Below are 21021 nucleotides of genomic sequence, written 5' to 3' on the forward strand. Positions count from 1 at the left end.
ACCCGCATGACCCGCAATTCCCGCACGACCCGCGCAAGGTTCCTCGCCGGGGTCCTCGCGCTGACCCTGCTGCTCGCCGGCTGCTCCTCAGAACCCACCCGCGACGACGGCCGGGTCACCCTGCGCTTCCAGTCCCTGGCCTGGCAGCAGGAGTCGGTCGAGGCCACCAAGGAACTCGTCGACGAGTGGAACGCCCTCCACCCGGAGATCCAGGTGGAGTACGTCCAGGGCAGCTGGGACAGCGTCCACGACCAGCTCCTCACCTCCTTCGAGGGAGGCGAGGCCCCCGACATCGTCCACGACGCCTCCGACGACCTCGCCGACTTCGCGTACGGCGGCCACCTCGCCGACCTCACGGACCTGCTGCCCGAGCGGCTCACCTCCGACATCCCTGCGCTCTCCTGGGAGTCCGTCACCTTCGGCGACGGCGTCTACGGTGTGCCCTTCCTCCAGGAGCCGCGCGTCCTCATCGCCGACGCCGTCCGTCTGAAGGAGTCCGGCGTCCGCATCCCGACGCCCGAACACCCGTGGAGCTGGGCCGAGTTCCGCCAGGTGACGAAGGAACTGTCCGGCGACGGCCGCTACGGGGTCGCCTGGCCCCTCAAGGAGCCGGTCTCCGCCACCCTCAACCTGTCCCTCTCCGCGGGCGGCCGGCTCTTCCACCGCGGCGCCGACGGGAAGGTCACCGTGCGGTTCGAGGACGGCGACGAGGTCGTCCCGCGCACCATCAGCGAGCAGGTGAGCGCCGACCACAGCGCCTCGCCCACCACCCTCGGCAGCGGCGGCTCCGACACCCTGCCCGGCCTCTTCGCCGGCAAGTACGCGATGGTGCCGCTCGGCTTCTCGTACCGGCAGCAGATCGTCCAGCAGGCGCCGAAGGGCTTCCGGTGGCAGGTGCTGCCCGCACCCGCAGGGGCCGGCGGTCTCGCCCAGGGCGTCAGCCCGCAGACGCTGTCCGTCGCCGAGGACTGCCCGCACAAGAAGGAGGCCGTCGCCTTCCTCGACTTCCTCCTCCAGCCGCGGAACATGGTGCGCCTCGCGCTCGGCGACTGGATGCTGCCCACCGGCCGCCAGGCCCTCGCCGACCCGGCCCTGCGCACCCCCGAACACGGCTGGGCCACCGGCACGGCCCTCGCGGCCCATCTGCGCCCGGCCCCCGCCCAGTCCGTACGGGGCTACCCCGAGTGGAAGGACAAGGTCGCCACTCCGGCCCTCCAGGAGTACTACAGCGGCGCGATCGGCCTGGGGGAGCTGCGGAAGCGGCTGGAGAAGGACGGCAACCTGGTCCTCGCCCGGTACCAGAGGTGAGCGGCGCCCCGCAATGACGTTGCACGAGACGTCTCGTCTCGCTTAAGGTCGTCGCATGACCGCTCCCGCGCACATCGCCATGTTCTCCATCGCCGCCCACGGGCACGTGAACCCCAGCCTCGAGGTGATCCGTGAGCTGGTGGCGCGCGGGCACCGGGTGACGTACGCGATCCCGCCCCTGTTCGCCGGGAAGGTGGCCGAGACCGGCGCCGAGCCCAGGCTGTGGAACTCCACCCTGCCCGGGCCCGACGACGACCCCGAGGCCTGGGGCACCACCCTCCTCGACAACGTCGAGCCGTTCCTCGCGGACGCCATGCAGGCCCTCCCGCAGCTCGTCGAGGCGTACGAGGGCGACACCCCCGACCTCGTGCTGCACGACATCACCGCCTACCCGGCCCGCGTGCTCGCCCACCGCTGGGGCGTGCCCGCGATCTCCCTCTCGCCGAACCTCGTCGCCTGGGAGGGCTACGAGAAGGAGATCGCCGGGCCGATGTGGGAGGAGCCGAAGAAGACCGCACGCGGCAAGGCGTACTACGCCCGCTTCCAGGCCTGGCTGGAGGAGAACGGCGTCACCCTGCACCCCGACGACTTCGCCGGGCGCCCCGACCGCTCCATCGTGCTGATCCCGAAGGCGCTCCAGCCGAACGCCGACCGGGTCGACGAGCGCGTGTACTCCTTCGTGGGCGCGTGCCAGGGCGACCGGAGCGCCGAGGGCGACTGGCAGCGGCCGGCCGGGGCGGAGAAGGTCGTCCTGGTGTCGCTCGGCTCGTCCTTCACCAAGCAGCCGGCCTTCTACCGGGCGTGCGTCGAGGCGTTCGCCGGACTGCCCGGCTGGCACCTGGTGCTGCAGATCGGCAAGCACGTCCATCCGGTGGAGCTGGGTGACGTACCGGCGAACGTCGAGGTGCGGTCCTGGGTGCCGCAGCTCGCGCTCCTCAAGCAGGCCGACCTGTTCGTCACCCACGCGGGTGCGGGCGGCAGCCAGGAGGGGCTGGCCACGGCCACCCCGATGATCGCGGTGCCGCAGGCCGTGGACCAGTTCGGCAACGCGGACATGCTCCAGGCGCTCGGAGTGGCCCGCCACCTGCCCACCGAGGAGGCGACACCCGAGGCGCTGCGCACCGCGGCCCTCGCCCTGGTCGACGATCCGGAGGTCGCCCGCCGGCTGAAGGACGTCCAGGCGGAGATGGCGAAGGAGGGCGGCACGAAGAGGGCGGCCGACCTGATCGAGGCGGAACTTCCCGGACGCGGCCGCTAGTACGGCTCCGAGGAGACGGAAGGGGCCCGGCGTTGGCTGCCGCCGGGCCCTGGTCCGTGATGTCGGTGCCGGTGTGAGGGCCGGTCAGACCGGCACCTTCTCGCCCTCGTCGTCCCGCGTCCTCGGCGTGACCGCCGCCGGAGCCTCGTCGTGCGTGAGGTCGGGCAGCCGGTGCATCCATTTCGGGAAGTACCAGTTCCGTTCGCCCAGCAGGGACATCACCGCCGGGAGCAGCACGCCCCGGATCACCGTGGCGTCGATCAGCACCGCCGCCGCCAGGCCCACGCCCATCTGCTTCATGGACTGCATGGACAGCGTCCCGAAGATCGCGAACACGGCGACCATGATGACCGCGGCGCTGGTGACCACCCCGGCCGTGGTGACCACCCCGTGCCGGATCGCGTCCCGTGTCTCCAGGCCCCGCGCCCGCGCCTCACGGATCCGCGAGACCACGAACACGTGGTAGTCCATCGACAGACCGAACAGGATCACGAAGAGGAACAGCGGCAGCCAGGTGATGATGGCGCCCACGCCCTCCGCGCCCACCAGGGACGCGCCCCAGCCGTGCTGGAAGACCGCCACGAGGATGCCGTACGCGGCGCCCACCGACAGCAGGTTCAGCACGATCGAGGTGACCGCGACCGTCAGCGAGCGGAACGACAGCAGCATCAGCAGGAAGGCGAACACCACCACGAACGCGAAGACCGGGACCACCGAGCCGACCAGCTGGTCGTTGAAGTCCTTGTTGCCCGCCACCTGGCCGGTGATCGGCGCCTCGACCCCGTCGACCTTCCCCAGCGTCGCCGGCCGCACCTCGTCGCGCAGCTTCTCCAGGCTGGCGCCCGCCGCGTCCTGGTCGGAGCCGCCCACCAGCGGCACGTAGACGAACGCCAGGTTCTGCTGGTCGTGCAGCTTGATCTCGACCGGACCGCGCGAGGCGCCCGAACTGACCGCCCGCTCACGGAAGTCGGCCAGCGCCGCCTTCACCTCCGGCGCGTTGATGTCGTCCGCCTTGACGACCACCTCGGCCGGCTCGGAACCGCCCGGGAACGCCTCGTTGACCCGGTTGTACGTCTGCACGATCGGCAGCGAGTCGCCGAACTCCTGGTCCAGGGTGAGGTTCTCGGTCTTCATGCCGAGCGCGGGCGCGGCCACCGCGAGCAGGGCGCCGGCCGCCACCGCCACCGACAGCACCGGCCGGGCGAGGACCCGCTTCAGCACCGCCGACCAGAACCGGCTGTCGTTCGAGCCGCTCGTCCTCCGCCGCAGGAACGGCACCTTGCCCTTCTCGACCCGCTCGCCCAGCAGCGACAGCAGCGCGGGCAGCACCGTCACGGAGCCGACCATGGCGACGGCCACCACCATCAGCGAGGCCAGGCCCATCGCCTCGAACTCGGCGATCCCGGTGAACAGCATGCCCGCCATCGCCACGCACACGGTGACACCGGAGACGACGATCGCGCGGCCGCTGGTCGCGGCGGCGATCCGCAGCGCGGTCCGCGCGTCCCGCCCGGCCGCCCGCTCCTCGCGCTCGCGGCGCAGGTAGAACAGGCAGTAGTCGACGCCGACGGCCAGACCCACCAGCAGCATCACCGAGTTGGCGGTGTCGCTCATCGGCTGCAGATGGCTGACGAGCCCCATCAGGCCCATCGTCGCCACGATCGCGGTGATCGCCAGCGCGACCGGCAGCAGCGCCGCCACCAGCGCGCCGAACGCGATCAGCAGGATGCCGAGGGCGACCGGCACCGCCGAGTACTCGGCCTTCTGGAAGTCGTCGCCGAACGCGTCGTCGAACGTCTTCATCATGCTGGCGCCGCCGATCTCCTCGATCTGCAGCGACCCGTGCTCCTTCTGGACGTCCGCCACCGCGTCCAGCACCGGCTCGATCCGCTCACCGGCCGTCTGCGGGTCGCCCCGCACGTCGAACTGGACCAGCGCGCTGCGCCCGTCCTTCGAGACCGTGCCGCTGTCGTACGGCGAGGTGACGTCCGTGACCTGCCCGGTGCGCTCCACCGCCGCGACGACCGCGGCGACCGCCGACCGGAACTCCGCGTCGGTGGAGGTGGGACCGTCCTCCTTCGCCTGGACGAGCACCGTCTCCGAGGCCGGCTCCTCGATCCCGGCGTCCTCGATGATGCGGGCCGCGGTGCTGGTCTCCCTCTTGAGCTGGTCACCGTCCTCGACGTCGACCCGGCCCGCCGCCGAGCCGAGCCCCATCGCCAGCACCACGAACAGCACCCAGATGCCGACGGCCGCCCAGCGGTGCCGGGCGCTCCAGCCGCCGGCGCGGGCGGCGAGCCCCCGTACCCGCGCGTCTCCGTTCCCCATGACGGGTTCGCTCCCTCGTCCGCGGCGACGGCCCCCTGCCGCCACCTGACGTATCGACGGTATGGGCGGCATCCGCGCGTCTCGTCGTGCTGCCTGGTGAAGCCCGCGGGCCCCGGCTCATCCCGACGGCGCGGCCCGCCTCCCCACTGGGGAGGACCGTGGCCCCCTACACATGTCCGGGTCGGCGGCCCGGTGGATCAGGGTCGAGGGGCGGAGGGAGAGGAACCGGTTCCGGCCATTCCGCAACCTTGTTGAATAAGTCACAGCAGTGCGTTCAGGTTGCTCAGGGAGCCGCCCGTCGGTCAGAGTTGCGAGGCCCGCCCGCGCGCGGGCCCCCGGCCGTCGTGCCCACCCCCACGGGGCACGACGGCCGCACTACGCTCGGGCCCATGGCGACGAGATACGCGGCGCTGCTGCGCGGCATCAACGTGGGCGGCGGCAAGAAGGTCCCGATGGCCGAACTGCGCACCCTGCTGGAGAGCCTCGACCACGAGGACGTGCGGACGTACCTGCAGAGCGGCCAGGCGGCGTTCACCGCGGGCCACGGCGACGAGGAGTCGCTGGCCGCCGAGCTGTCCGGGGCGGTCGCCGCGCGCTTCGGCTTCGACGTGGACGTGATCGTCCGCGACCACGCCTATCTGAAGGGCGTGGCCGGCGCCTGCCCCTTCCCGACGGCCGGCCTGGAGCCCAAGCAGCTCCACGTCACCTACTTCTCCGCGCCCGTCACCGAGGACCGGTTCGCGGAGATCGACCGTGAGGCGTACCTCCCCGAGGACTTCCGCCTGGGCGACCGCTGCCTCTACCTGTACGTCCCCGACGGCCTCGGCCGCTCCAAGCTCGCCGAGCACCTGTCGAAGCCCCGCCTCAACAAGGGCGTGGTCGCCACCAGCCGCAACTGGAACACGGTGCGCAAGCTGGTGGAGATGACGGCGGGCTGAGGCTTAGGGCCTGTGCGGCGGATCAAGTCGGGGGAAAGGCGCAGCGTCTTGCAACCCAGGTGAGCGGGGTCTGGTGCGTCCAGCTGCAAGGCGGAGGAGGGAGTCGACGCGGAGCGTCGGCGAGTGACGACAACGCCGCAGATGGGCGTGCCAGACCCCGCGTCCTCGGCGTGATCCGCCGGACAGGGCCCTAGGCGCCCAGCGCCGTCAGCAGCGGTGTGCGGGCCGCGTCGTAGCGGTCCAGGAGCACCTGGGCGACCTCGGGGGAGGGGCCCAGCACGTCCGCCAGGACGTCGGCCTCGGCCGCGCCCCGGGCGATCCGGTCGGGCAGCCGTCCCGGCGCGAGCACGTACGGGGCGACGGCGACGCGCGCGCAGCCGAGCTCCCGCAGCTCCCGCACCGCGTCCTCGGTACGGGGAAGGGATGCGGAGGCGAACGCAGGCCGCACGGCGCACCAACCGGTGTGCCGCCACTCCCGCGCGATATCTGCGATCACTGCGATCGCCTCCGGGTCGGAGGACCCCGCCGAGGCCAGCACGACCCCGGTCGAGGACTTGTCGGCGGGCGTCAGGCCCGCCTCGTACAGGCGGCGTTCCAGGGCCGCCAGCAGCAGCGGGGACGGGCCGAGCACGTCCGCCTGGCGGATCCGCAGCCGCGGCGGCGCCTCGGACAGCACCGCGGGGATGTCCGCCTTGGCGTGGAAGGCCCGGGTCAGCAGCAGCGGCAGCGCGACCACGTCACGCACCCCCTCCGCGTCCAGGGATTCCAGCACCGCGCCGACGGACGGCACGTTGAAGTCCAGGAACCCGGTCTCCACCCGCAGCCCGGGCCGCCGGCCGCGCACGCGGCGCACCAGATCGTGCACGGTCGCGGCGTGCCGCGGGTCGCGGCTGCCGTGGGCGACGACGAGCAGGACGGGACGACGCAACACAGGCACCTCAGCTCTTCACCAGGAGTCCGCGGGTGCGCAGGACCCGGCGTTCGAGGGGGCTGAAGATCAGCAGGTCGACGGCGATGCCGACGGTGAGGATGAGCAGGATCGCCTCGAAGACCATGGCCATGTCGCTGGCGTTGCGGCCGTTCTCCAGGAGCTGCCCGAGGCCTACGCCGAGGTCGGGGAAGGAGGCGATGATCTCGGCGGCCATGAGGGAGCGCCAGGAGAAGGCCCAGCCCTGCTTGAGGCCGGCGACGTAACCGGGCAGGGCGGCGGGCAGCGTGATGTGCCAGGTGCCCTTCAGGCCGGTGGCGCCGAGGGTGCGTCCGGCGCGCTGGAACAGGGGCGGGACCTGGTCGACGCCGGAGAGCAGCCCGTTGGCGATGGACGGCACCGCGCCGAGCAGGATGACCGCGTACATCATCTGGTTGTTCAGGCCGAGCCAGATGACGGCGGGCGGGACCCACGCCACCGAGGGCAGGGACTGCAGGCCGGACAGGATCGGGCCGATCGCGGCGCGGATCAGCTTGACCCGGGCGAGGAGGAGGCCGAGGGGGGTGGCGATGACCAGGGCGAGGCAGAAGCCGAACAGGCCGCGCGAGACGGAGGTCCAGATATAGCCGAGGAGTTCGCCCTGCAGCCAGGCCTTCTCCACCACCTGCCAGACGTCGGCGGGCGCGGGCAGCTTGGTGGGGTCGTCGACGACCTTGAAGGTGATCAGCGACTGCCACACGGTCAGCACCAGCGCGACGGCGACGACAGGCGGGAGGATCTTCTGGGTGAGGGTCTGCCGGAACGGCTTGCGGGTGGTCTGCACCGTCTCCAGCGCGTCCAGACCCGCTTCCAGTCCGGCGAGGTCCCCGGCGTCCTTGGGGGTGGTGTCAGTGCTGGCCATGTCGGCGGATCTCCCCACGGAGTTGCTCGGTGATCTCGACGGACAGCTCGGCCACGGCCGTGTCCTCGATGCGGCGCGGGTGCGGGATGTCCACGGTCCACTGCCGGGCGATACGGCCGGGCCGGGAGGACAGCAGGACGACACGCTGGGCGAGGCGGACCGCCTCGCGGACGTTGTGGGTGACGAACAGGACCGACAGGCCGGTCTCCCGCCAGATACGGGTGAGTTCGTCGTGGAGGACGTCGCGGGTGATGGCGTCGAGCGCGGCGAACGGCTCGTCCATCAGCAGCAGCCGGCTCTCCTGCGCGAGGGCGCGGGCGAGGGCGACGCGCTGGCGCATGCCGCCGGACAGCTCGTGGACGCGCTTGCCGTGGGCGCCGCCCAGGCGGACCAGCTCCAGAAGCTGCTCGGCGCGCTCGCGCCGTTCGTTCTTGGGGGTGCCGCGCAGTTTCAGGGCGAGTTCGATGTTCTTGCCGGCGGTGAGCCAGGGGAACAGGGCGTGTTCCTGGAACATCAGGGCGGGGCGGCCGTCGGTGGTGATGCCGCCGGCGGTCGGCTTGTCGAGGCCGGCGACGAGGTTGAGCAGGGTGGACTTGCCGCAGCCGGAGGCGCCGAGGAGGGTGACGAACTCGCCGGGGGCCACGTCGAGGCTGATGTCGTCCAGCACGAGCTGCTGTCCGGCGGGGCCGGCGAAGGACTTCGAGACATGCTCGATACGGGCCGCGTGCGTGGCCGACTGCGTGCCGTCGGCGGCCTTGGCGAGGGTCGTGGCCATGGTCGTCACCTCCTGGGAAGCGTGTGTGATCCGGGTCGGGCGACGCCGAGTCCGGCGTCGTCGACGGCGGGCCGGCCGGCCGCCTGGAGGACCTTGCGGAGCAGGGACAGGTCGTAGATGCCCTTCAGGTCCGGCTGCTCCAGCAGGCCCGCCTCGACGGCGTGGCCCGCCTGGGTCCTGAGGGTGGCGGCCAGCGGGTCGTCCAGGAACGTGATCGACTTCCAGGCCGGATCGAGAACCTCTGCGGGCAGCGGCTTGCCGGTGTCGGCCGCGAGCCGCGCGTTGGCGGCCTCCTCGGCCTCCTCCGGGTGGGCGTTGATCCACCGGTTGGTCTCGACGGACGCCCGCAGCACGGCCTCGACGGCCTTGGGGTGCTTGTCGAGGAACTTCTGGCGGACGACGATGTTCGTGATCACGAACTTGCCGTCCGGCCACAGCGACGCCTCGTCCAGCAGTACCTTGCCGCCCTGCGCGACCAGCCGCGACGCGGTCGGCTCCGGCACCCACGCCCCGTCCACCGAACCCGACTTGAACGCGTCCGGGGTGACCTTGTTGTCGCTGCGGACGACGGTGACGTCGCCCTTGCCGCTCTGCGGGTCGACCTTCCAGCCCTGCTCGGCGGCCCAGTTGAGGAACGCCACGTCCTGCGTGTTGCCGAGCTGCGGGGTCGCGATCCGCTTCCCCTCGACGTCCTCGACGGACTTCACCTTGTCGGGGTTCACGACCAGCTTCACCCCGCCGGACGCCGAACCGCCCACGATGCGCAGGTTCTTGCCGTCCGCCTTGGTGTAACCGTTGACCGCGGGGGAGGGACCGAGAAAGGCGACGTCCAGGGAGCCCGAGTTGAGCGCCTCGATCGCCGACGGACCCGCGTTGAACACCGCGTACTTCGCCTCGGTGCCCTGGAGTTCCTTCTGGAAGAACCCCTTCTCGGCGCCGACCAGGGCGGTGCCGTGGGTGAGGTTGCCGAAGTAGCCGATCCGGACGGCGTCCAGACCGTCGGTCTTCGCGCCCGAGACGGCCTGAGCGGTGTCCTTGTCCTTCGCCTGGGACCCGTAACCGCAGGCGGCCAGGGCCGGCAACGGCAGCATGGCCGTCACCGCGAGGGCGCGGCGCAGGGCGGTCGTGGCAGACAAGGGGGACGTTCCTCTCGGTGGCGGCCCGGCGGTCACATGAGGTGGCCGGGCCGTCGGCGGATTCAGGGCAGTACGGGCGCTGCGGGAGGCCGGCGCGTGGTCAGAAGTCCCACCCGTCGTCGTCCGCCTCGTCGTCGACCGGGTCGGGCGAGGCGAAGGACTCGCCGACCATGCCGGCGGTGAGCGTGGTCCCGTCGTTGGGGTCGATCAGGATGAACGACCCGGTGCGGCGGGAGTCCGCGTAGGTGTCGGCGGGCAGCGGCTCGGCGGTGCGGATGGTGACGCGGCCGATGTCGTTGGCGGTGAGGTGGCCCGGGTGCGGGTGCAGGGACAGGTCGTCGAGGGTGAGCCGGGACGGGATGTCCTTGACGATCGCCTTGACCGTGCGGGTGCCGTGCTTGATCAGCACACGGTGGCCGACCCTCAGCGGCTCGTCGGCGACGTGGCAGACGGTCGCCTCCAGGTCCTGCGTGGTGGCCGGGGCGTCCTTCGCCGGGACGATCAGGTCGCCGCGGGAGATGTCGATGTCGTCCGCGAGGAGCAGCGTCACCGACTGCGGCGTCCAGGCGACGTCGACCGGCTTGCCCAGCAGGTCGATGCCGGTGATCGTCGTCGAGCGGCCCGAGGGCAGCACGGTGACCTCGTCGCCGACGCGGAAGGTGCCGGCGGCGATTTGCCCCGCGTAGCCGCGGTAGTCGGGGAGTTCGGGGCTCTGCGGCCGGATCACGTACTGCACGGGCAGCCGGGCGTGGCAGCGGGTCAGGTCGTGGCTGACCGGCACGGTCTCCAGGTGCTCCAGCACCGTGGGGCCGCCGTACCAGTCCATGTTCGCGGACGGGTCCACCACGTTGTCCCCGGCGAGCGCCGAGATCGGGATCGCGGTCACCTCGGGGACGCCCAGTTCGGTGGCGTAGGCGGTGAACTCCTCGGCGATCGCGGCGAACACGGACTCCTGGTAGCCGACCAGGTCCATCTTGTTCACGGCGAGCACCACGTGCGGCACCCGCAGCAGCGCGGCGATCGCCGCGTGCCGGCGGGTCTGCTCGACCACGCCGTTGCGGGCGTCGACCAGGATCACCGTCAGCTCGGCGGTCGAGGCGCCGGTGACCATGTTCCGCGTGTACTGCACATGGCCGGGGGTGTCGGCGAGGATGAACCGCCGCCGGGGCGTGGCGAAGTAACGGTACGCCACGTCGATCGTGATGCCCTGCTCCCGCTCGGCGCGCAGGCCGTCGGTGAGCAGCGCCAGGTCGGGGGCGTCCTGGCCGCGGCTGGCGGAGGCGCGCTCGACGGCCTCCAGCTGGTCGGCGAGCACCGACTTGGAGTCGTGCAGCAGACGGCCCACCAGGGTGGACTTGCCGTCGTCGACGGAGCCGGCGGTGGCGAACCGCAGCAGGGTGGTGGCCGAGAGCTCCTCGGTCGTGATCGTGCTCATGCTTAGAAGTACCCCTCGCGCTTGCGGTCTTCCATCGCGGCCTCGGACAGCTTGTCGTCGGCGCGGGTCGCGCCGCGTTCGGTGAGCCGGGAGGCGGCGATCTCCGTGATCACCTTCTCGATGGTGTCGGCGTCGGAGTCGACGGCGCCGGTGCAGGACATGTCGCCGACGGTGCGGTAGCGCACCAGGCGCTTCTCGACCGTCTCGCCGTCCTTCGGGCCGCCCCACTCGCCCGCGGTCAGCCACATGCCGCCGCGCTTGAAGACCTCACGCTCGTGCGCGTAGTAGATCTGGGGCAGTTCGATGTTCTCGCGGGCGATGTACTGCCACACGTCCAGCTCGGTCCAGTTGGACAGCGGGAACACGCGGACGTGCTCACCGGGGGCGTGCCGGCCGTTGTACAGGTTCCACAGCTCGGGGCGCTGGCGGCGCGGGTCCCATTGGGAGAACTCGTCGCGCAGGGAGAACACCCGCTCCTTGGCGCGGGCCTTCTCCTCGTCACGGCGCCCGCCGCCGAACACCGCGTCGAAACCCTCGTCGCGGATCTTCTCCGTGAGCGGCACCGTCTGCAGCGGGTTGCGGGTGCCGTCCGGGCGCTCCTTGAGGACGCCGCGGTCGATGTAGTCCTGCACGGAGGCCACGTGCAGGCGCAGGCCGTGCTCGGCGACCGTGCGGTCGCGGTAGTCGAGGACCTCGGGGAAGTTGTGCCCGGTGTCCACGTGCAGCAGCGAGAACGGCACGGGCGCGGGCGCGAACGCCTTCAGCGCCAGGTGCAGCATGACGATGGAGTCCTTGCCGCCGGAGAACAGGATCACCGGCTTCTCGAACTCACCCGCCACCTCACGGAAGATGTGCACGGCCTCCGACTCGAGGGCGTCCAGGTGGGAGAGGGCGTACGGGCTGTCCGTACCCTCCTCGACGGTGGTGGCTGCGGTCGTCATGCCAGTCCCCTTTCGCTGAGCACGGCGTATACCGCCGCCGCGGACTCCTGCACGGTCTGGTGCTGCGACTCGATGCGCAGATCGGGCTTCTCGGGCTCCTCGTACGGGTCGTCGACGCCGGTGAGCCCGGACAGCTCACCCGCCGCCTGCTTGGCGTACAGGCCCTTCACGTCACGGACGGAGCACACCTCCACGGGTGTCGCCACGTGCACCTCGACGTACGGCGTGCCGTTCGCCTCGTGGCGGGCGCGGACGGCCTCGCGGCTGTCGGCGTAGGGGGCGATCACCGGGACGAGCGCCAGCACGCCGTTACGGGCGAGCAGTTCGGCGACGAAGCCGATGCGCTGCACGTTGGTGTGCCGGTCCTCGCGGCTGAAGCCGAGGCCCGCCGAGAGGAACTCGCGGATCTCGTCACCGTCGAGCACCTCGGCCGGCCGGCCCTGTTCGCGCAGACGGGCGGCGAGTTCGTGCGCGATGGTGGTCTTGCCCGCACTCGGCAGACCCGTGAGCCAGACGGTGGCTCCGGTCGTCACGTGGTTCTCCTGGTTCGTCGAAGGCGCGGTCATGGCGGTCAGCCGTGCAGTCCGCACTCGGTCTTGGCGCGGCCCGCCCAGCGGCCGGCGCGGGCGTCCTCGCCCTCCAGCACACGGCGGGTGCAGGGGGCGCACCCCACGGAGGCGTAGCCGTCCTGCAGCAGCGGGTTGGTGAGGACGCCGTGCTCGGCGACGTAGGCGTCCACGTCGTCCTGGGTCCACCGGGCGATGGGGGAGATCTTGACCTTCCGCCGCTTCTCGTCCCAGCCGACGACCGGGGTGTCCGCCCGGGTCGGGGACTCGTCGCGGCGCAGGCCGGTCGCCCAGGCCAGGTAGTCCTTCAGGCCCTCCTCCAGCGGCTGGACCTTGCGCAGCTTGCAGCACAGGTCCGGGTCGCGGTCGTGGAGCTTCGGGCCGTACTCGGCGTCCTGCTCGGCGACCGTCTGACGGGGCGTGAGCGTGATGACGTTGACGTCCATCACGGCCTCCACGGCGTCCCGGGTGCCGATGGTCTCGGGGAAGTGGTAGCCGGTGTCGAGGAACACCACGTCCACCCCGGGCAGCGCCCGGGAGGCGAGGTGGGCGACGACCGCGTCCTCCATGGAGGAGGTCACGCAGAAGCGCTTGCCGAACGTGTCGGCCGCCCACCGGAGGATCTCCAGGGCGGAGGCGTCCTCCAGGTCCCGGCCCGCCTGCTCGGCCAGCTCCCGCAACTCGACGGTGCCGCGCTCGTCCGATACGGCCGTCATGCCGGGTCCCCTCCCGTGTCGGATCGGTCAAGACCCCGGGCGAGCAGCCCGAGGAACTTCAGCCGGAAGGCGCGGTTGCAGGCCGCGCACTCCCAGGCGCCGTGCCCTTCCTCGCTGGGGCGCAGGTCCTCGTCGCCGCAGTAGGGGCAGTAGAACGGCGCCGCCCGCTCACTCACGACAGGGCCTCCTCGGAGGCGCGGGTGACCCAGGACGCGAACCGCTCGCCGTCCTCGCGCTCCGCCTCGAAACGCTTGAGCACCCGCTCGATGTAGTCCGGGAGCTCGTCCGCGGTGACCTTCAGGCCGCGCACCTTGCGGCCGAACCCGGCCTCCAGGCCGAGCGCGCCGCCCAGGTGCACCTGGTAGCCCTCGACCTGCTCGCCCTCGTCGTTCAGCACGAGCTGGCCCTTGAGACCGATGTCCGCCACCTGGATACGGGCGCAGGCGTTCGGGCAGCCGTTGAGGTTGATGGTGATCGGCTCGTCGAACTGCGGCATACGGCGCTCGAGTTCGTCGATCAGCGAGGCGCCGCGCGCCTTGGTCTCGACGATGGCGAGCTTGCAGAACTCGATGCCGGTGCAGGCCATGGTGCCGCGCCGGAACGGCGAGGGGCGGGCGCTGAGGTCCAGCGCCTCCAGGGACTCCACGAGGGACTCGACCTGGGACTCCTCGACGTCGAGGATGATCATCTTCTGTTCGACGGTGGTGCGCACCCGGCCCGAGCCGTGCGCCTCGGCGACGTCCGCGATCTTGGTGAGGGTGGTGCCGTCGACCCGGCCGACGCGCGGCGCGAAGCCGACGTAGAAGCGGCCGTCCTTCTGGCGGTGCACCCCGATGTGGTCGCGCCAGCGCGACACCGGCTCGGCGGGCGCCGGACCGTCCGTCAGCTTGCGCTTCAGGTACTCGTCCTCGAGCACCTGACGGAACTTCTCCGCGCCCCAGTCGGCGACCAGGAACTTCAGCCGGGCGCGGGTGCGCAGCCGGCGGTAGCCGTAGTCGCGGAAGATGGACAGGACGCCCTCGTAGACGTCCGGGACGTCCTCCAGCGGCACCCAGGCGCCGAGCCGCACGCCCAGCTTGGGGTTGGTGGACAGACCGCCGCCGACCCACAGGTCGAAGCCCGGCCCGTGCTCGGGGTGGTGGACGCCGACGAACGCCACGTCGTTGATCTCGTGCACCACGTCCAGCACCGGCGAGCCGGAGATGGCCGTCTTGAACTTGCGGGGCAGGTTCGAGTACGCCGGGTTGCCCAGGACGCGGCGCTTCATCTCCTCCAGCGCCGGCGTGCCGTCGATGATCTCGTCCTCGGCGATGCCCGCCACGGGGGAGCCGATCATCACACGGGGCGTGTCCCCGCAGGCGGTGACCGTGGACAGGCCGACGCCCTCCAGGCGGTCCCAGATCTCGGGCACGTCCTCGATGCGGATCCAGTGGTACTGGACGTTCTGCCGGTCCGTGATGTCCGCGGTGCCGCGCGCGAACTCCTGCGAGACCTCACCGACCACCCGCAGCTGGCGCGTGGTCAGCGCACCGCCGTCGATGCGCACCCGCAGCATGAAGTACTCGTCGTCCAGCTCCTCCGGCTCCAGGACCGCGGTCTTGCCGCCGTCGATGCCGGGCTTGCGCTGGGTGTAGAGGCCCCACCACCGCATGCGGCCGCGCAGGTCGTTGGGGTCGATCGAGTCGAAGCCCCGCTTGGAGTAGATCGTCTCAATGCGTGTCCGCACATTGAGACCGTCGTCGTCCTTCTTGAACTGCTCGTTGCCGTTCAGCGGGGTGAAGTGCCCCGCCGCCCACTGTCCCTCTCCGCGGTGACGGCTCGCCTTGCGGCGGGGGGTCGCGGTGGCAGGCTTCTGCGCGGCGGCAGGCTTCTGCGGGGTGGCGGCCATGGTTGATACGTCCTTCGGGACAGCGGTGGATGGTCTCTCGGCGCGGGGCGCCATGCCGGGATGGGCGGCTCTGACCTGCGTCTACGCGCACACGGGCAGAGTCGTGCGCGTCCTTGCGCAGCAAAGGAGGGGAGTGGGGTGTCGGGCGCTGCTGGGTGCTCTCAGCGCGCCGGACAGATGGCGCTGGACATGCGGCCGAGGTCGACATGCCGCCGACTCACCAAGGCGATTCCAGTTCCAGGCATGGCGGAAGCCTGGCACGGCGATCTGGAGGCAGTCCACCGTTATCCGAAATGTGGACACCCTTGTCCCGGTATACGAGACAAGGGTGTCCTTGGTCACACGCGGTGCGAGCGGTCTTGCCGGAGCCGCTCAGGCGGAGTAAGCCCCCGGCCACGGGCCCGGCGTGGCCACCTCCGGCTCGTCCTCCACCTTGGTGTCGAACAGCCGGAAACCCCGCCGCAGATAGTTGTCCATGGCGTGCTCGCCGTCCTTGCTGCACGTGTGCAGCCACACCCGCGTGGTCGGCTTCACCCCCGGCCAGCGGTCCGCCAGGTCCCAGGCGCGCGCCACCCCGTACGACAGCAGATGGCCGCCGATGCGCCGGCCGCGGAAGGCGGGCAGCAGCCCGAAGTAGAGGATCTCCACGACCCCCTCGTCCTGCGCCTCCAGCTCCACGTACCCGGCCGGGGTGCCCCGGTCGTAGGCGACCCACGTCTCCACGCCGGGCCGCTCCAGATGCTCCTGCCACCGCGCGTACGTCCAGCCCAGCCGGTCGGTCCAGCGGATGTCGCCGCCCACCGACGCGTACAGGAAGCGGCTGAACTCGGGGGAGGGCACCTCGGAGCGGACCACCCGCACGTCCCCCTCGGGCACGGCGGCCGGACGGAGATCGGTGGGCGCGGTCTGCTCCAGGGACCAGGTGGTCACGGAGAGGGTCGTCATGTCCGAAAGACAACCATCCGGCACACGTCCCTGTCGAACGCTTGACCAGCAGACGGACGGCTCCGGACCGCGAGGACAGGCCCTAGCGCTCCAGCGCCTCGTCGACCGCCGCGAGCGGCAGCGAGAACAGTGTCCGCCCCGACTGCGACCACACCTCCCCGGTCGCCTGCCAGTACGACAGCGACGTCGCCGGCCCGCTCCAGCAGCGGTACGTCTCGTCCGCCCCGCAGCGCACCGGGCTCGCGCCCTTGGTGTCCTGCCGCCACAGAGTGCCGCGCTCCTCCGGCGTCCCCGATCCACGGCTCACGTACCAGTCGGACCGGTGCGCCAGCGCCCCGCGCACATGGGTCAGTTCCGTCTCGTACACCGCGACCGGCCGCGTCCGGAGCAGCGGGCCGTACTGCGGGCGGGGGCCGAACGCGTACCGCCACAGCCGGGTCGGGCCCTCCTCGTCGGGGGCCGTCGCCTCGTGCACCACCAGACTGTCGGGCGTGGTGGTGCGGTCCAGGGAGATCCCGCCGGGCCGCGGCGCGCCGGGGTCCGCCGTCGCGTAGGAGGCGACCGCCGGGAGCACGTACCGGGCGCCCGCCGCCGACCAGCCGCCGGGCACCCGCCCCACGGCCCGCGCGTCCACGGTGGCCCGCTGCACCCGGTCCAGGTCGTACACGTACAGCGCGCCGCCCTCGCCCCGCCCCGTGGTGACGAGCAGCTTGTCCTGGTACCAGACCATGCCGGACACGTCGGAGCCGAGCCCCCGGAAGTCCCGCCCGCCGTCCACCGGCACCGCGAGCAGCGCCCAGGTGTAGCGCGGCGCCCGGTCGTCGTCGGCGGCCACGAAGGCGATCCGCGCGAGCCCCTGCTCGGCGGGCGTGCCGGAGTCGCGGGTCCAGCCGGACAGGACCACCCGGTGCGCGCCCCAGCGGCCGTCCTCGTCGGCGTCCCCTGAGGTGGTGACCGCGCCGGCCCGCCAGCCGTCGGTGTCCCGCTCGGGCCAGCAGTACGCCGTCGTCACGGCCGGCTCCACGGGCAGCGCCCGCCGGTCGTCGTCCGAACAGGCGTCGGCGTCCTGGAGCGCCCCGTCCGGGTCGGCGAGCACGGCGCCCACACCCACGGCGGGACCCATCGACGCGGTGAGACGGCGCAGTTCGGCGCCCGGGACGGCGTGCTCGGTCAGCCGCAGCGGCGCGGTGTCGGCGGCCGCGGTGAGCGGCTTCAGCGCGCCGGGGTCGTCGGCGTCGGTGGCCTGCGAGGTGCTGATCATGGTGGCGGCCGCGGTGAGCGCCAGGGCCGTACCGGCCAGCGTGGCGCGCAGCGCCCTGCCTCTGTGGCGCCGGCGGTGTCTGCCGCGATGCTTCATGACGTCCTCCCGAGCGAGCCAACTGCGTCCGGTGATCCGCGGGTTGACCGTGGAGCAGGTGGGGCGGCCCGTCCCCGGATGCTACGGCAGCCGGACGCCGGACGGGACGAAGACCCTGCAATTTCACACGCGGGCCCCCGAGGGCACGTACCCATGTACAGGTCTACCCCGCCGGCGCGGCGGTTTCCGGCCAGATCCTCGGTGTCCTCAGCGCGAGCCGTGCACCAGCCCCGGGGCGGACGCCGTGCGCGGGAAGAGGTCCCCGGGGCTGTCCGGCAGCACCACCTCCACCTCGGCGGACTCCGTGAAGCGGTACGGCCGGTGCTCGAGCAGCGCCCCCAGATAGCGCCGCACGCGGGACATCTCCGCGCGGACCGTCACCGTGCGGGCCGGGTCGCCGAACACGTCACGGGCCAGGTCGGCGGCGCTGCGGCCCGCCCGGTGCACGGCCAGCAGATACAGCAACTCCGCGTGCCGCGGGCTCAGTTCACGGGACCACACGCCGGCCCCGTCGGACACCCGCACAAAGCGGCGCGGCCCGCCCAGGTCCAGCACGATCCGCGCGCCGGGACGCGCCGCCGGCTCCTCCTCCGCCCGCACCAGCCAGCCCCCGGCGAGCGGCTCCAGCGAGCACCTCCCCAGCGCCGGCAGCCACCGCCGGCCCGCGGACACCGACTTGGGCAGCGCAAGCCGCTCCGTGTACGGCATCCCGGTCACCGCCGCCGTCCACCCGTGCCGGTCCACCACCAGCGCCCGCCCGTCGGTCCGGGCCAGCACCGGCGCCGCCACCGCCCGCAGCCGCTCCAGCGACCGCATGTGCATCTCCCGCAGCCGCGCCTCGGCCAGCTTCGCCACCGAGTCCACCCACGGCAGCGTCGCCGGGTGCATGGACTCCAGCGGGCCGCTCACGTCGACCACGCCGATCAGCCGCCCGTCCCGCGGGTCGGTGATGGGCGCGCCCGCGCAGGTCCATGTGGCGTGCGACCGTACGAAGTGCTCGGAGGCGAAGACCTGCACCGGGCGCCCGGTCACCGCGGGCGTGCCCACCCCGTTGGTGCCGACGACGTCCTCACGCCAGTCCGCGCCGATCTCGAAGCCCACCAAGTCCGCCTTGCGCAGCACCGGAGCGCTGCCCTCCCGCCACAGCACCCGGCCCTCGTCGTCCGCCACCACCATGATGTGCCGCCCGACGTCCGCGACCGACAACAGCCCCTCGCGCAGCACCGGCAGCACGTGCCGCAGCGGCGAGGCCTCCCGGCGCCGCCGCACCTCGTCCATCGACAGCAGCCCGCTGCGCCGGCCGTGGTCGGGGTCCACCCCGCTGCGCAGCACCCGCTCCCAGGACTGCCCGATCACCGGGCGGGGAGGGACGGGCGCGGGCCGCCCCGACAGCGCGGCGGAACGGACCTCGTCGAGCACGCGCGCCGCGCGCACGGTGTCGACGGCGGCCAGATGCGACACGTCCATCGGCGAGAGCGCCACCGGACCTCCCGGAAGAAAACCTGTCGGACCCCAATACTGCCGTCTGCCCCGGATGAGGACGCTCAGTACTGGTACGGAAACAGCAAGTTGCAACCCCCTGCAACTCTGGTGACACGACCGCTCACTGATTGAAACTTGAGCGACGCCGTCCCGAGCGGCGTGCACGGCTCTTCGGGAGTCCGTGGCGGCGGGGGTGGTGCCGTGTCGGCGCAGCACCACCCCCGCGGCATGCCTGCCGGCGGCTTTTCGGAGTGCGCTCCGGTGGGGTGCCTCTTCGGGTGCGTCGGCGGACGCGGGTGCGTTGGGGTTGGTCGCGCGGTTCCCCGCGCCCCTGGGGGTGTCGTCGCTGGGCGGCGTGCCGGCCCGGGTGCGGCTCGGGGTGCGTCGGCGGGTGCGGGTGTGTGGGGGCTGGTCGCGCGGTTCCCCGCGCCCCTGGGGTGTTACCCCGAGCCGGGTCTCAGGGGTGCGGGTGGGCTCGCTCCACGATGGATGCCAGGTTCAGGGTGGGCGGGAGTGTGCCGAAGGCTGTGCCTGTTTCCGTGCTCAGGCGGCCCGCGCAGAAGGCGTCTGCCACCTCCGGGGGTGCGTGGCGGACCAGCAGGGAGGCCTGCAGGACCAGCGCCAGGCGTTCCGTCAGGCGGCGGGCCCGGGCCTCGGCGGCCTCCAGGTCCGCCAGGTCCGTCAGCAGGTTCTTGACGGCCGCGTCCAGGCGGTGGTCCGCGCCCCGGGCCTTCCCGACCTCCCGGAGGTACGCGTCCAGCGTCCCCGGGTCCCGGCGCAGCGCCCGCAGCACGTCCAGCGCCTGTACGTTGCCCGCGCCCTCCCAGATCGAGTTCAGCGGCGACTCCCGCACCAGCCGGGGCATCCCCGACTCCTCCACGTAGCCGTTGCCGCCGAGGCACTCCGCCGCCTCCACCGTGACCGGCGCGCACCGCTTCGTCACCCAGTACTTCGCCGCCGGCACCGCGATCCGCAGCAGCGCCCGCTCCTGCTCCCCGCCGTCGTCGTACGCCGCCGCCAGCCGCAGCGCCAGCGTCGTCGCCGCCTCGGACTCCAGCGCCAGGTCGGCGAGCACGTTCCGCATCAGCGGCTTGTCGAGCAGCTTCCCGCCGAACGCCTCCCGGTGCGCGCAGTGGTGCACCGCCTGCGCCACGGCCTGCCGCATCAGCCCCGCCGAGCCCAGCACGCAGTCGAGACGCGTGGCCGCCACCATCCCGATGATGGTGCGCACCCCGCGCCCCTCCTCGCCGACCCGGCGCGCCCACGTCCCGTCGAACTCGACCTCGGCGGAGGCGTTGGAGCGGTTGCCCAGCTTGTCCTTGAGCCGCTGCAGCGCGAACACGTTGCGAGTGCCGTCCTCCAGCACCCGCGGCACCAGGAAGCACGTCAGCCCGCCGGGCGCCTGCGCCAGCACCAGGAAGCCGTCCGACATCGGCGCCGAGCAGAACCACTTGTGCCCGGTCAGCGCGTACGTGCCGTCCTCGGCGAGCGGCCGCGCGGCCGTCGTGTTGGCCCGGACGTCGCTGCCGCCCTGCTTCTCCGTCATCCCCATCCCGAACAGCGCGCCGGCCTTCTGCCCGGCGGGCCGCAGCCCGCGGTCGTAGACCATGGACGTCAGCCGGGGCTCCCACTCGGCGGCCAGCTCCGGGTCGGTGCGCAGCGCCGGCACCGCCGCGTGCGTCATCGACAGCGGACAGCAGTTGCCGGCCTCCACCTGCGTCCACATCAGGAAGGCCGCCGCCCGCCGCACATGCCCGCCGGGCCGCGTCCAGGCCGCCGTCAGCCCCGCCGAGACGCCCTTGCCGAGCAGCCGGTGCCAGGCGGGGTGGAACTCGACCTCGTCGATCCGGTGCCCGTACCGGTCGTGGGTGCGCAGCCGTGGCGGGTTCTCGTCGGCCTGCGCCCCCCACTCCTGCACCTGGGCGGATCCGCACGCGCGCCCCAGCGCCGACAGCTCCGCGAGCCCGTCCTCCCGCGCCTCGGACACCAGGTGCCGCTCGACCGCCTCCACCAGGGCGCGGTCCGAGCCGAACACGTCGTACTGGACGAGCGGGGGAGCCTGGTTGGTCACGGTGTGCGTGCTGCCTGCCATGGGGCGAACCTACCCCGCCCCCCGCCC

Annotated in this window: 18 protein-coding genes and 1 pseudogene; 3 read left to right on the forward strand and 16 right to left on the reverse strand. The window is 72.4% G+C overall.

Going from position 1 to position 21021, the window contains the following annotated elements:
- Nucleotides 1-6: 6 nt before the first annotated feature.
- Both AY578_RS26355 and mgt read left to right on the forward strand, forming a co-directional pair.
- On the forward strand, nucleotides 7-1308 hold the full coding sequence (locus tag AY578_RS26355) for an ABC transporter substrate-binding protein (RefSeq protein ID WP_161107167.1): 1302 nt from the start codon (nucleotides 7-9) through the stop codon (nucleotides 1306-1308).
- A gap of 55 nt (nucleotides 1309-1363) precedes the next feature.
- The gene (mgt, locus tag AY578_RS26360; RefSeq protein WP_161107168.1) at nucleotides 1364-2566 is read left to right on the forward strand and encodes a macrolide-inactivating glycosyltransferase; all 1203 of its coding nucleotides are present in this window, start codon (nucleotides 1364-1366) and stop codon (nucleotides 2564-2566) included.
- 84 nt (nucleotides 2567-2650) lie between these two features.
- Here the strand turns inward: mgt and AY578_RS26365 are convergent, their stop codons facing one another.
- Nucleotides 2651-4894 (reverse strand): MMPL family transporter, encoded by a 2244-nt coding sequence (locus AY578_RS26365; RefSeq protein WP_258905756.1) that lies wholly within the window; start codon nucleotides 4892-4894, stop codon nucleotides 2651-2653.
- Between the two features lie 389 nt (nucleotides 4895-5283).
- Between AY578_RS26365 and AY578_RS26370 the strand changes: the two genes are divergently transcribed.
- A complete protein-coding gene (locus AY578_RS26370; protein WP_258905757.1) occupies nucleotides 5284-5832 on the forward strand; it encodes a DUF1697 domain-containing protein in 549 nt (182 codons plus the stop codon).
- A 190-nt stretch (nucleotides 5833-6022) separates the two neighbouring features.
- Here the strand turns inward: AY578_RS26370 and AY578_RS26375 are convergent, their stop codons facing one another.
- From AY578_RS26375 to AY578_RS26440, 15 genes and pseudogenes are all read right to left on the reverse strand, one after another.
- A complete protein-coding gene (locus AY578_RS26375; protein ID WP_136238096.1) occupies nucleotides 6023-6760 on the reverse strand; it encodes a sirohydrochlorin chelatase in 738 nt (245 codons plus the stop codon).
- Between the two features lie 10 nt (nucleotides 6761-6770).
- A complete protein-coding gene (locus AY578_RS26380; RefSeq protein WP_136238097.1) occupies nucleotides 6771-7661 on the reverse strand; it encodes an ABC transporter permease in 891 nt (296 codons plus the stop codon).
- On the reverse strand, nucleotides 7648-8436 hold the full coding sequence (locus AY578_RS26385) for an ABC transporter ATP-binding protein (protein WP_028961582.1): 789 nt from the start codon (nucleotides 8434-8436) through the stop codon (nucleotides 7648-7650). The genes AY578_RS26380 and AY578_RS26385 overlap by 14 nt, the downstream gene beginning before the upstream one ends.
- Before the next feature lie 5 nt (nucleotides 8437-8441).
- Nucleotides 8442-9572, reverse strand: coding sequence for an ABC transporter substrate-binding protein (locus AY578_RS26390; protein ID WP_136238098.1), 1131 nt, complete (start codon nucleotides 9570-9572; stop codon nucleotides 8442-8444).
- Nucleotides 9573-9672: 100 nt separating this feature from the next.
- A complete protein-coding gene (locus tag AY578_RS26395; RefSeq protein ID WP_136238099.1) occupies nucleotides 9673-11007 on the reverse strand; it encodes a sulfate adenylyltransferase subunit CysN in 1335 nt (444 codons plus the stop codon).
- Nucleotides 11008-11009: 2 nt separating this feature from the next.
- Nucleotides 11010-11948, reverse strand: coding sequence for a sulfate adenylyltransferase subunit CysD (cysD, locus tag AY578_RS26400; RefSeq protein ID WP_019523379.1), 939 nt, complete (start codon nucleotides 11946-11948; stop codon nucleotides 11010-11012).
- Entirely contained in the window at nucleotides 11945-12514 is a 570-nt protein-coding gene (gene cysC, locus AY578_RS26405) for an adenylyl-sulfate kinase (RefSeq protein ID WP_019523378.1), read from the reverse strand. The genes cysD and cysC overlap by 4 nt, the downstream gene beginning before the upstream one ends.
- A gap of 5 nt (nucleotides 12515-12519) precedes the next feature.
- Nucleotides 12520-13230, reverse strand: coding sequence for a phosphoadenylyl-sulfate reductase (locus AY578_RS26410; RefSeq protein ID WP_019523377.1), 711 nt, complete (start codon nucleotides 13228-13230; stop codon nucleotides 12520-12522).
- Nucleotides 13227-13406, reverse strand: coding sequence for a hypothetical protein (locus AY578_RS26415; protein ID WP_019523376.1), 180 nt, complete (start codon nucleotides 13404-13406; stop codon nucleotides 13227-13229). The genes AY578_RS26410 and AY578_RS26415 overlap by 4 nt, the downstream gene beginning before the upstream one ends.
- The gene (locus tag AY578_RS26420; RefSeq protein WP_136238100.1) at nucleotides 13403-15118 is read right to left on the reverse strand and encodes a nitrite/sulfite reductase; all 1716 of its coding nucleotides are present in this window, start codon (nucleotides 15116-15118) and stop codon (nucleotides 13403-13405) included. The genes AY578_RS26415 and AY578_RS26420 overlap by 4 nt, the downstream gene beginning before the upstream one ends.
- Nucleotides 15119-15279: 161 nt before the next feature.
- Nucleotides 15280-15363, reverse strand: coding sequence for a putative leader peptide (locus AY578_RS33900; protein WP_310887545.1), 84 nt, complete (start codon nucleotides 15361-15363; stop codon nucleotides 15280-15282).
- 262 nt (nucleotides 15364-15625) lie between these two features.
- Nucleotides 15626-16063, reverse strand: a pseudogene (locus tag AY578_RS26425) (GNAT family N-acetyltransferase); the annotation flags it as partial.
- A gap of 82 nt (nucleotides 16064-16145) precedes the next feature.
- The gene (locus tag AY578_RS26430; protein ID WP_136238101.1) at nucleotides 16146-17420 is read right to left on the reverse strand and encodes a hypothetical protein; all 1275 of its coding nucleotides are present in this window, start codon (nucleotides 17418-17420) and stop codon (nucleotides 16146-16148) included.
- Between the two features lie 207 nt (nucleotides 17421-17627).
- Nucleotides 17628-18902, reverse strand: coding sequence for a GAF domain-containing protein (locus AY578_RS26435; protein WP_136238102.1), 1275 nt, complete (start codon nucleotides 18900-18902; stop codon nucleotides 17628-17630).
- A 457-nt stretch (nucleotides 18903-19359) separates the two neighbouring features.
- Entirely contained in the window at nucleotides 19360-20994 is a 1635-nt protein-coding gene (locus tag AY578_RS26440; RefSeq protein ID WP_258905763.1) for an acyl-CoA dehydrogenase family protein, read from the reverse strand.
- Nucleotides 20995-21021 lie beyond the last annotated feature (27 nt).

It is taken from the genome of Streptomyces thermocarboxydus (assembly GCF_024760485.1).
Classification (GTDB): domain Bacteria; phylum Actinomycetota; class Actinomycetes; order Streptomycetales; family Streptomycetaceae; genus Streptomyces; species Streptomyces cellulosae.

Excerpts from the sequence above, each read along its gene's own strand:
- AY578_RS26385 (WP_028961582.1), bottom strand. The coding sequence starts at position 8,436 with ATGGCCACGACCCTCGCCAAGGCCGCCGACGGCACGCAGTCGGCCACG.
- AY578_RS26430 (WP_136238101.1), bottom strand. The coding sequence starts at position 17,420 with ATGAAGCATCGCGGCAGACACCGCCGGCGCCACAGAGGCAGGGCGCTG.
- AY578_RS26410 (WP_019523377.1), bottom strand. The coding sequence starts at position 13,230 with ATGACGGCCGTATCGGACGAGCGCGGCACCGTCGAGTTGCGGGAGCTG.
- AY578_RS26440 (WP_258905763.1), bottom strand. The coding sequence starts at position 20,994 with ATGGCAGGCAGCACGCACACCGTGACCAACCAGGCTCCCCCGCTCGTC.
- AY578_RS33900 (WP_310887545.1), bottom strand. The coding sequence starts at position 15,363 with ATGCCTGGAACTGGAATCGCCTTGGTGAGTCGGCGGCATGTCGACCTC.
- cysC (WP_019523378.1), bottom strand. The coding sequence starts at position 12,514 with ATGACCGCGCCTTCGACGAACCAGGAGAACCACGTGACGACCGGAGCC.
- AY578_RS26380 (WP_136238097.1), bottom strand. The coding sequence starts at position 7,661 with ATGGCCAGCACTGACACCACCCCCAAGGACGCCGGGGACCTCGCCGGA.
- AY578_RS26370 (WP_258905757.1), top strand. The coding sequence starts at position 5,284 with ATGGCGACGAGATACGCGGCGCTGCTGCGCGGCATCAACGTGGGCGGC.
- cysD (WP_019523379.1), bottom strand. The coding sequence starts at position 11,948 with ATGACGACCGCAGCCACCACCGTCGAGGAGGGTACGGACAGCCCGTAC.
- AY578_RS26355 (WP_161107167.1), top strand. The coding sequence starts at position 7 with ATGACCCGCAATTCCCGCACGACCCGCGCAAGGTTCCTCGCCGGGGTC.
- AY578_RS26395 (WP_136238099.1), bottom strand. The coding sequence starts at position 11,007 with ATGAGCACGATCACGACCGAGGAGCTCTCGGCCACCACCCTGCTGCGG.
- AY578_RS26420 (WP_136238100.1), bottom strand. The coding sequence starts at position 15,118 with ATGGCCGCCACCCCGCAGAAGCCTGCCGCCGCGCAGAAGCCTGCCACC.
- AY578_RS26365 (WP_258905756.1), bottom strand. The coding sequence starts at position 4,894 with ATGGGGAACGGAGACGCGCGGGTACGGGGGCTCGCCGCCCGCGCCGGC.
- mgt (WP_161107168.1), top strand. The coding sequence starts at position 1,364 with ATGACCGCTCCCGCGCACATCGCCATGTTCTCCATCGCCGCCCACGGG.